The organism is Legionella navarrensis, assembly GCF_052527415.1.
In genome coordinates, this window is the sequence record NZ_JBNVZR010000010.1 from 97721 (window position 1) to 107076 (window position 9356).

The window sequence follows — 9356 nt, forward strand, 5'->3', positions numbered from 1 at the left end:
CGTCATGTTTTTAGTCGTGATCCAGTTCGATATCGATACCCAATGCCCTGATTTCTTTCAGCAGAACATTGAATGATTCCGGCATCCCCGGATCCATACGATGATCACCATCGACTATGTTTTTATATATTTTCGTTCTTCCCCCGACATCATCTGATTTGACTGTTAACATTTCCTGTAATGTATAGGCAGCTCCGTATGCTTCCAGAGCCCACACTTCCATCTCACCAAAACGCTGCCCACCAAACTGAGCTTTACCACCCAGTGGCTGTTGTGTAACCAGGCTGTAGGAGCCGGTAGAACGGGCATGCATTTTGTCATCAACCAAATGGTTAAGTTTTAACATGTACATATAACCAACAGTCACAGGGTTATCAAAGCCGCGACCTGTGCGACCGTCTGTCAGCATGGTTTTACCATCACGTCTCAGTCCAGCCAGTTCAAGCATTGATTTGATCTCAGACTCAGAGGCGCCGTCAAATACCGGGGTTGCCATTGGGACACCGGCACGAAGATTGTCAGCCAGTAAAGCGATTTCGTTGTCATCCAGCTGGTCAAGCTCGACACGTTTAGCACCATCATGGTTATAAACCTTATCCAGGAATCCGCGTAGCTCAGCAGTAGAGCTCTTACTGTCAAGCAGGTTAGCAATACGATGACCCAGGCCTTTCGCAGCGAGACCAAGGTGGGTCTCAAGAACCTGTCCAATGTTCATACGCGATGGTACGCCCAATGGATTCAATACGATATCAACTGCCGTGCCATCTTCCATGTAGGGCATGTCTTCAACTGGAACTACAATAGAGATAACCCCTTTGTTACCGTGACGTCCTGCCATTTTATCACCTGGCTGTATGCGACGTTTAACAGCAAGGTAGACTTTTACTATCTTCAACACGCCAGGAGCCAGATCGTCGCCCTGGATTATTTTCTTACGGTTATCGTTGAAACGCTTTTCCATTTCCTTGCCAAGCAGTTCCAGCTGTCTCGCAAGCTGCTCTACATGCTGACTGACGCTGTCGTCTTCAATGCGAATTTCAAACCATTTTTCACGTCCAACAGAATCGAGGTACTCCTGAGTAATCTTTGTACCTGATTTCAAACCAGATGGTCCGCCATTAGCAATTTTTCCAAGAACCAGATTGCTGACACGGTGGTAAATATCTTCTTCGCGAATTCGTCGCTCGTCAATTAAGTCCTTGCGTACGCGGGCCAAATGCTCTTCTTCAATACTTTTGGCACGCTCGTCTTTATCAAGACCGTCTCGAGTGAAGACCTGAACGTCAATAACAGTACCGTTCATTCCTGATGGAACACGCAGAGAGGAATCTTTAACGTCGGATGCCTTCTCGCCAAAGATAGCTCTGAGAAGTTTTTCTTCCGGTGTTAACTGTGTTTCACCTTTAGGTGTAACCTTTCCGACCAGAATATCACCCGCATTGACTTCGGCACCAATGTATACAACACCGGACTGATCGAGACTAGCGAGTGCCGACTCCCCAACATTGGGAATATCCGATGTAATTTCTTCTGTACCCAGTTTCGTATCACGGGCTATACAGGTCAGCTCTTCGATATGGATCGTGGTAAAACGATCTTCCTGAACGATTCGCTCGGATATAAGGATCGAATCTTCAAAGTTATATCCATTCCAGGGCATAAATGCGACGAGAAGGTTTTGACCGAGAGCCAGCTCACCCATATCGGTGCATGGACCGTCAGCGAGAACATCGCCACGCTGAATTCTATCCCCTGTGGATACAATCGGCCGCTGATTGATACAGGTATCCTGATTCGAACGGAAATACTTGGTGAGGTTGTAAATATCAACACCAGCCTCGCCCGCCGTTGTTTCATCATCATTCACACGAACAACAATACGTGATGCATCCACGAGATCAATAATACCACCACGTTTCGCAACAACTGACACACCCGAATCAGAGGCAACAGTTCGCTCCATACCTGTTCCAACGAGAGGTTTCTCAGAGCGCAGCGTAGGTACTGCCTGACGTTGCATGTTCGATCCCATCAAGGCGCGGTTAGCATCGTCATGCTCAAGGAACGGAATCAATGAAGCCGCTACCGACACGATCTGTTTTGGCGAAACATCCATGTAATTAATTTTGTCTGGTGTAGTCAGCGAAAATTCATTTTGATGGCGGCAGGGAACCAAATCAGCAGTAATATTACCCTGCTCATCTACAGCCACACTTGACTGTGCAATGTATTGATCAACTTCCTCAATAGCAGACAGATATTCAATCTCATCTGTTACACGTCCGTTTATTACTTTGCGACAGGGTGTTTCAATGAAGCCATATTCGTTAGTTCTTGCGTATACGGATAAGGAGTTGATCAGACCAATGTTTGGTCCCTCAGGCGTTTCAATTGGACATACTCGCCCATAGTGGGTTGTATGAACGTCGCGAACTTCAAAGCCTGCTCTCTCACGGGTCAGACCACCTGGGCCGAGTGCTGAAACGCGTCGTTTGTGTGTAACGCCGGACAGGGGGTTAACCTGATCCATAAACTGAGACAGCTGGCTGGAACCAAAAAATTCCTTGATTGCTGCTGAAACAGGCTTAGCGTTAATCAGATCCTGCGGCATCAGATTTTCCGATTCAACAAGGCTCAGACGCTCTTTCACGGCGCGTTCGACGCGAACAAGTCCTACACGGAACTGGTTCTCTGTCATCTCGCCAACACTTCGAACACGTCGGTTACCGAGGTGGTCGATATCATCGACGATGCCAATACCATTACGGATATCAATTAAGGTTTTAATGACAGCTAAAATATCGTCTTTTGTCAGCGTTCCCGAACCTGTGTCTTCTTTACGCCCAACACGTCGGTTGAATTTCATACGACCTACAGCTGACAGATCATAGCGATCATCTGCAAAAAACAGGTTCTTAAACAGAGCTTCTGCTGCTTCACGCGTAGGTGGCTCACCAGGGCGCATCATACGATATATTTCTACAAGCGCCTCCAGCTGGCTGGCAGTTGGGTCGATTTTTAATGTATCGGATATATAAGAACCGTGATCCAGATCGTTGGTATAAATGAGTTCAAAGGACAAAACGCCATTTTCAGACATTTTATCAAGCAAATCGGCAGATACTTCTTCGTTGGCCTGTGCCAGCATCTCACCGGTTGACGTGTCAATCACGTGTTTTGCCAGGGTTTTGCCAATCAGGTAGTCACGTGGTACCACAAGATCCTGCATGTTGTTTTTTTCCATGACCTTGATATGACGTGCTGTGATACGTCGGCCCTGCTCTACAATCAGCTCGCCTGTCTCAGGAGATGCAATATCAAATGAGGCAATTTCACCACGAAGACGCGCTGGTATCAGGTTAATATGAAACTCACCGTTCTTAAGGGTACAATGAGTTGATTCAAAAAACTCTGAAAGAATGTCTTCGGTTTCATAACCAAGTGATCGGAGTAAAATACTGACAGGAAGCTTACGGCGTCTGTCGATACGAACAAATACGCAATCCTTGGGATCGAATTCAAAATCCAGCCAGGATCCACGGTAGGGTATAATTCGTGCGGAATAAAGCAATTTACCTGATGAATGCGTTTTACCGCGGTCATGTTCGAAAATAACACCAGGCGAACGGTGGAGCTGTGATACAACAACACGCTCAGTACCGTTTACAACAAATGTTCCTACATCGGTCATCAAGGGCAGTTCACCCATAAATACGTCTTGCTCCCTGATGTCTTTTATGGGTTTGGGTTCACCTGCTGCATCTTTATCAAGAATTACAAGTCTAATTTTTACGCGTAATGGAGCTGAGTAGGTTAAGCCCCGTAGTTTACACTCACGCACGTCAAAGGCCGGCTCGCCAAGCTTGTAGCTGACATACTCAAGGTAGGCGTTACCTGAAAAACTGTGAATGGGGAATACAGATGAAAAGGCAGCATGCAGCCCTGTATTCTGGTTTACGTTAGCTTTTGAATCGGGTGTTAAAAAATCTGCATAGGATTTTATCTGAATATCCAGCAGATTGGGAATGGCCATTTTATCGACCTGCCTACCGAAGCTTTTGCGAAATCGTTTTTTCTCAGCATGTGAATAGTGTTGAGGGTTAGCTTCTGCAATGGCCATGGTAGTTCCTCTGTAAATTATTGGTGATATCAAACACATAAACCCAGCCATGTAGCCATGGCCGGGTATCTTGAAACGTTTACTTCAGTATTACTTAACTTCGACAGCAGCGCCTGCTTCTTCCAGCTCTTTCTTGATGCTGGCAGCTTCGTCTTTGGAAACACCTTCTTTAACAGTAGAAGGAGCGCCTTCAACGAGGTCTTTCGCTTCTTTCAAGCCAAGGCCTGTGATTGTGCGAATGACTTTAATTACGCCAACTTTGTTAGCGCCAAAGCTTGTCATTACAACATCAAACTCTGTCTTTTCTTCAACGGCAGCAGCGGCAGCAGGTGCAGCTACAGCAACCGCGGCAGCGGCAGCAGATACGTTGAATTTTTCTTCCATTGCTTCGATCAGCTCAACAACTTCCATAACACTCATGTTAGAAATTGTATCGAGGATCTCATTTTTTGAAACAGCCATTACTAGCTCCTAAGTTATATATATATGGTTTGATTATGCGGTTTGTTGTTTTTGATCTTTAACAGCAGCAATAGTACGTACCAGTTTGGCATGTGGCTCTGCAAGTGTTCGAACAAATTTCTCAACTGGCGCTTTCATCACGTACATCAATTTCGCGATGGCTTCATCACGTGTCGGCAGGCTGGCAACCATATCAAGTTGTTCAGCACCATACACCTGTCCACCAACAGATAATGCTTTGATTTCAAGCTTATCAAATGACTTGACAAAGTCCTTAAGCAGACGAGCTGCATCACTTGGTGCATCTAAGGATAGTGCAACAAATAATGGACCTACCAATTTATCACTCAGACCTGAAAACTGGGTGTTTTCGAATGCTCTACGTGTGAGCGTATTACGCACAACTCGTAAATAAACACCGGATTTTCTCGCCTGACTGCGTAATTGAGTCATTTGATTTACAGTCAAACCACGATAATCAGCAACTACTGCCGATATTGCTTTGGAAGCAACGGCTGTTACTTCTTCCACTACGGCTTTTTTTGCAGCTAAAGTTACCGTCACGTTAATGACCTCCTGGGTTGTTCAAATCAGCGATACTGATTTGACAGTTTTGGTGGCCGTCTCAGATCTTGACATCGGAGCCGGTTCACCGTCTGCGCAGGAAATTAAGCTTTTCAGCACCTGCGGTCTTCGACAGCATCGAACCATGTCTATGCCGTGAAAGCGTTAATAAAAGGTCATATATCTTACACAGGTATTGATGCAATATCAATAGTCAAACCAGCACCCATTGTAGATGACAAAGTGACTTTCTTGAAATATACGCCTTTAGATGATTGTGGTTTCGCTTTACGAAGATCTACCATCAACGCCGCAACGTTCTCAAGAATATCTTCTGCAGAAAAATTGATTTTACCAACAGTACAGTGAATGATACCGTTTTTATCTGTACGGTAGCGAACCTGGCCTGATTTAGCATCATTAACAGCCGCTTCAACGTTTGTTGTAACTGTTCCAACCTTAGGATTAGGCATCAAACCTCTTGGACCAAGAACCTGGCCTAACTGTCCAACGATTCTCATGGCATCTGGTGTTGCAATGACAACGTCGAAATCCATCTCGCCCTTTTTAATCTGTTCCGCAAGATCTTCAAAACCAACAATATCAGCGCCGGCATTTTTAGCCTTAACCGCGTTGTCGCCTTGTGCAAATACGGCAACTCGAACAGTTTTACCGGTACCTTTAGGCAGGTTGGTGGAAGTACGGACAACCTGATCTGATTTTCGTGGATCCACACCAAGATTTACGCTGATGTCGATACTTTCAATGAATTTTTTGCTGGCAAACTGTTTCAGCAGTTCTACTGCTTCCAGCACATTGTAAAATGTGTTGGGCTTAACGATTTCACGTATTTTCTTTTGTTTTTTGCTAATAGCCATGATAACCCCTTATTGCGCTTCGACCAAACCTTCAACTTTAATACCCATGCTACGTGCTGTTCCAGCAATCGTACGCACAGCTGCATCTAAATCTGCTGCTGTAAGATCTGGCTCTTTTAATTTCGCAATTTCTTCGAGCTTAGAGCGATCCAGAGTAGCAACAATTTTAGTATTGGGATTGCTGCTACCGCTTTGCAGACCAGCGGCTTTTTTCAGCAGTACTGAAGCTGGTGGGGTTTTGGTGATAAAGGTAAAGCTCTTATCACTGTACACAGTAATTACAACGGGGGTTGGCAGGCCTTCTTCCATATTTTGCGTTGCTGCGTTAAATGCCTTGCAGAACTCCATGATATTTACGCCACGCTGACCTAAGGCAGGACCAACTGGAGGACTGGGATTCGCCTTTTTTGCAGGGATTTGCAATTTGATATATGCTTCTATTTTCTTAGCCATTTTGACTCCTTATGGGTATAGCGCCTCAAATAATATGCGATTTGTTATCCACATATTTTTGACAGCTCCCCGTTTAAACAAAACTACGATTTTTCTACTTGACTGAATTCGAGCTCGACAGGAGTAGAGCGTCCAAATATCAGGACAGCAACCCGTAGTCGACTCTTTTCATAATTAACTTCTTCGACCACACCATTGAAGTCGACAAAGGGGCCTTCCTTAACGCGCACAACTTCACCAGGCTCAAACAATATTTTTGGTCTTGGTTTGGTTACACCATCTTCAACGCGTTGGAGGATAGCTCGTGCTTCTTTATCGGAAATAGGGGTAGGTGTCTGGCTTGTACCACCAATAAATCCCAGTACTCTCGGGATCTTGCGGATCATATGCCATGTTTTGTCGTCCATGATCATATTGACCAGAACGTATCCAGGGAAAAATTTACGTGTGCTCTTTCTTTTTTGTCCCGCTCTCATTTCAACAACTTCTTCTGAGGGAACCACTACTTCACCAATTTTATCTTCCATGTCGTGGTGTTTTGCACGAGCTGTAATTTCGCGCATGACAAAATTTTCATAGCCTGAGTAGGCATGAACTACGTACCATTGCTTAACTTTTTGCTCTTCCACGTCGTATCAACCCAAATGTGTTATTTTAGCGATCACCCACATCATTCCGGAATCAATAGCCCAAAGAATGAAACCTGTAACAGTAACCATGATCATAACAATCGATGTTGTTTGAATTGTTTCCTGCCGCGTAGGCCAAACTACTTTTTGCAGTTCAATTTTTGCTTCATTACCAAAAGCGAATACTTGCTGCCCCTGATTAGTAAAAAATCCGAGCAAGCCACTTAATACCAGCCATACAATCCAGATTATCACCTTTACTGGCGATGAAAAATTAAACCCATAGGTAAATAGAAAAGCAGCGGCTGTGACACATATAATGCCAAACCACAAACTAACATCCTTTAAATTTAGAGCCTTATTTATTGAATTTTTCATATCGTTCTGGTTGTTGGCAGGCCAGGAGGGAATCGAACCCCCAACCTGCGGTTTTGGAGACCGCCGCTCTGCCAATTGAGCTACTGGCCTTGACTTAACACATATTGTTATGAGGCTTTTGCCTCATAACAATTTTTTATTACTCGATGATCTTGGCAACAACACCAGCACCTACGGTGCGACCACCTTCACGAATCGCGAATCGCAAACCTTCATCCATCGCAATAGGCGAATGCAGATTGACAATAAGCTGTACGTTATCACCAGGCATAACCATTTCAATACCTTCCGGTAAATCACAGGAACCGGTTACGTCTGTTGTTCTGAAGTAAAACTGTGGGCGATAACCATTAAAGAACGGTGTATGACGGCCACCTTCGTCTTTGGACAGAACGTATACTTCTGCTTCAAACTTGGTATGTGGCTTGATCGTACCTGGTTTTGCAAGTACCTGACCACGCTCAACTTCGTCACGCTTGGTTCCACGCAGCAGAACACCTACGTTATCTCCAGCACGACCTTCGTCAAGCAGTTTACGGAACATCTCAACACCCGTGCAGGTTGTCTTGACAGTATCACGTATACCAACGATTTCAACTTCTTCACCAACTTTAACAATACCTGATTCAACACGACCGGTTACCACAGTTCCGCGTCCAGAGATTGAGAATACGTCTTCAATCGGCAGCAGGAATGGCTTGTCAATGTTACGGACAGGCTCTGGGAAGTAACTGTCCATAGTAGCAACGAGCTTCTCAATGGCTGGTACACCTATATCACTGGTGTCACCCTCAAGCGCTTTCAGTGCTGAACCAACAACGATAGGAATGTCATCGCCAGGAAAATCATATGAACTCAGCAGGTCACGAACTTCCATCTCAACCAGTTCCAGCAGCTCGGCATCGTCTACCATGTCCGCTTTGTTCAGGAATACAACGATGTAAGGTACACCGACCTGACGTGACAGCAGAATGTGCTCGCGAGTCTGTGGCATTGGGCCATCCGCTGCAGATACTACCAGAATAGCGCCGTCCATCTGTGCAGCACCGGTAATCATGTTCTTGACGTAGTCAGCATGGCCTGGGCAGTCAACGTGTGCGTAGTGACGGTTCTGAGACTCATACTCTACGTGTGCTGTTGAAATAGTAATACCACGCTCACGCTCTTCTGGAGCCGCGTCAATCTGGTCGTATGCCTTCGCTGTACCACCATGCAGTTTAGCCATAATTGTGGTAATGGCAGCTGTTAATGTTGTTTTGCCATGGTCTACGTGACCGATGGTGCCCACATTGATATGTGGTTTTTTCCGTTCAAATTTTTCCTTAGCCATCGAAAAATCTCCCCTTAAAAAGTTGATAATGTTATGGTGCCCACAACTGGACTCGAACCAACGACCTCTTCCTTACCAAGGAAGTGCTCTACCACCTGAGCTATGTGGGCCTTAAGCTACAAACTAAATGTGCAATCATCACTAAAAGCATATTTGGAGCGGGTGGTGGGAATCGAACCCACGCTATCAGCTTGGAAGGCTGAAGTTCTACCATTGAACTACACCCGCTTGTATTACTTCTTTTCTATCTGGTGGAGGGGGAAGGATTCGAACCTTCGAAGGCAGAGCCGTCAGATTTACAGTCTGATCCCTTTGACCGCTCGGGAACCCCTCCAAAAAGAACGTCATTTTCTTTCAGGAAAAGACTAATGTCAAGTACGATATACTACGAGGACTTAATTTAATGGTGCTGGCACTAGGAATCGAACCCAGGACCTACTGATTACAAGTCAGTTGCTCTACCAACTGAGCTACGCCAGCAATAGCTTTCACTTTTTAAATCGACAGATTTCTGTCTTGCTGCCATATTGCAGCATTTACTT

The 9356-nt window shown here is 45.2% G+C and carries 8 protein-coding genes and 5 tRNA genes; all 13 read right to left on the reverse strand.

All coding sequences use genetic code 11. From position 1 onward, the window contains the following. Positions 1-10 precede the first annotated feature (10 nt). The gene (gene rpoB, locus ACQUTA_RS07740; protein ID WP_444987656.1) at positions 11-4120 is read right to left on the reverse strand and encodes a DNA-directed RNA polymerase subunit beta; all 4110 of its coding nucleotides are present in this window, start codon (positions 4118-4120) and stop codon (positions 11-13) included. A 90-nt stretch (positions 4121-4210) separates the two neighbouring features. Then, complete coding sequence (gene rplL / locus ACQUTA_RS07745) at positions 4211-4582, reverse strand: 50S ribosomal protein L7/L12 (RefSeq protein ID WP_444987657.1); 372 nt, start codon at positions 4580-4582, stop codon at positions 4211-4213. Positions 4583-4615: 33 nt separating this feature from the next. Next, complete coding sequence (rplJ, locus tag ACQUTA_RS07750) at positions 4616-5146, reverse strand: 50S ribosomal protein L10 (protein WP_444987658.1); 531 nt, start codon at positions 5144-5146, stop codon at positions 4616-4618. 185 nt (positions 5147-5331) lie between these two features. After that, complete coding sequence (gene rplA / locus ACQUTA_RS07755; protein ID WP_444987659.1) at positions 5332-6024, reverse strand: 50S ribosomal protein L1; 693 nt, start codon at positions 6022-6024, stop codon at positions 5332-5334. Between the two features lie 9 nt (positions 6025-6033). Continuing rightward, positions 6034-6477 carry a 50S ribosomal protein L11 gene (rplK, locus tag ACQUTA_RS07760; protein ID WP_444987660.1) on the reverse strand — a complete coding sequence of 148 codons (444 nt, stop codon included), beginning with the start codon at positions 6475-6477 and terminating at the stop codon, positions 6034-6036. Between the two features lie 83 nt (positions 6478-6560). Beyond that, entirely contained in the window at positions 6561-7106 is a 546-nt protein-coding gene (gene nusG / locus ACQUTA_RS07765; protein WP_444987662.1) for a transcription termination/antitermination protein NusG, read from the reverse strand. 6 nt (positions 7107-7112) lie between these two features. Continuing rightward, entirely contained in the window at positions 7113-7484 is a 372-nt protein-coding gene (secE, locus tag ACQUTA_RS07770; RefSeq protein ID WP_444987663.1) for a preprotein translocase subunit SecE, read from the reverse strand. A 14-nt stretch (positions 7485-7498) separates the two neighbouring features. Next, positions 7499-7574: transfer RNA gene (locus ACQUTA_RS07775), tRNA-Trp, on the reverse strand. A gap of 49 nt (positions 7575-7623) precedes the next feature. After that, the gene (gene tuf / locus ACQUTA_RS07780) at positions 7624-8814 is read right to left on the reverse strand and encodes an elongation factor Tu (RefSeq protein ID WP_444987652.1); all 1191 of its coding nucleotides are present in this window, start codon (positions 8812-8814) and stop codon (positions 7624-7626) included. Between the two features lie 34 nt (positions 8815-8848). Next, positions 8849-8924 (reverse strand) — tRNA-Thr (locus ACQUTA_RS07785). A 44-nt stretch (positions 8925-8968) separates the two neighbouring features. After that, positions 8969-9042: transfer RNA gene (locus ACQUTA_RS07790), tRNA-Gly, on the reverse strand. Positions 9043-9063: 21 nt separating this feature from the next. Beyond that, positions 9064-9148 (reverse strand) — tRNA-Tyr (locus tag ACQUTA_RS07795). 70 nt (positions 9149-9218) lie between these two features. Then, positions 9219-9294, reverse strand: a tRNA-Thr gene (locus ACQUTA_RS07800). Positions 9295-9356 lie beyond the last annotated feature (62 nt).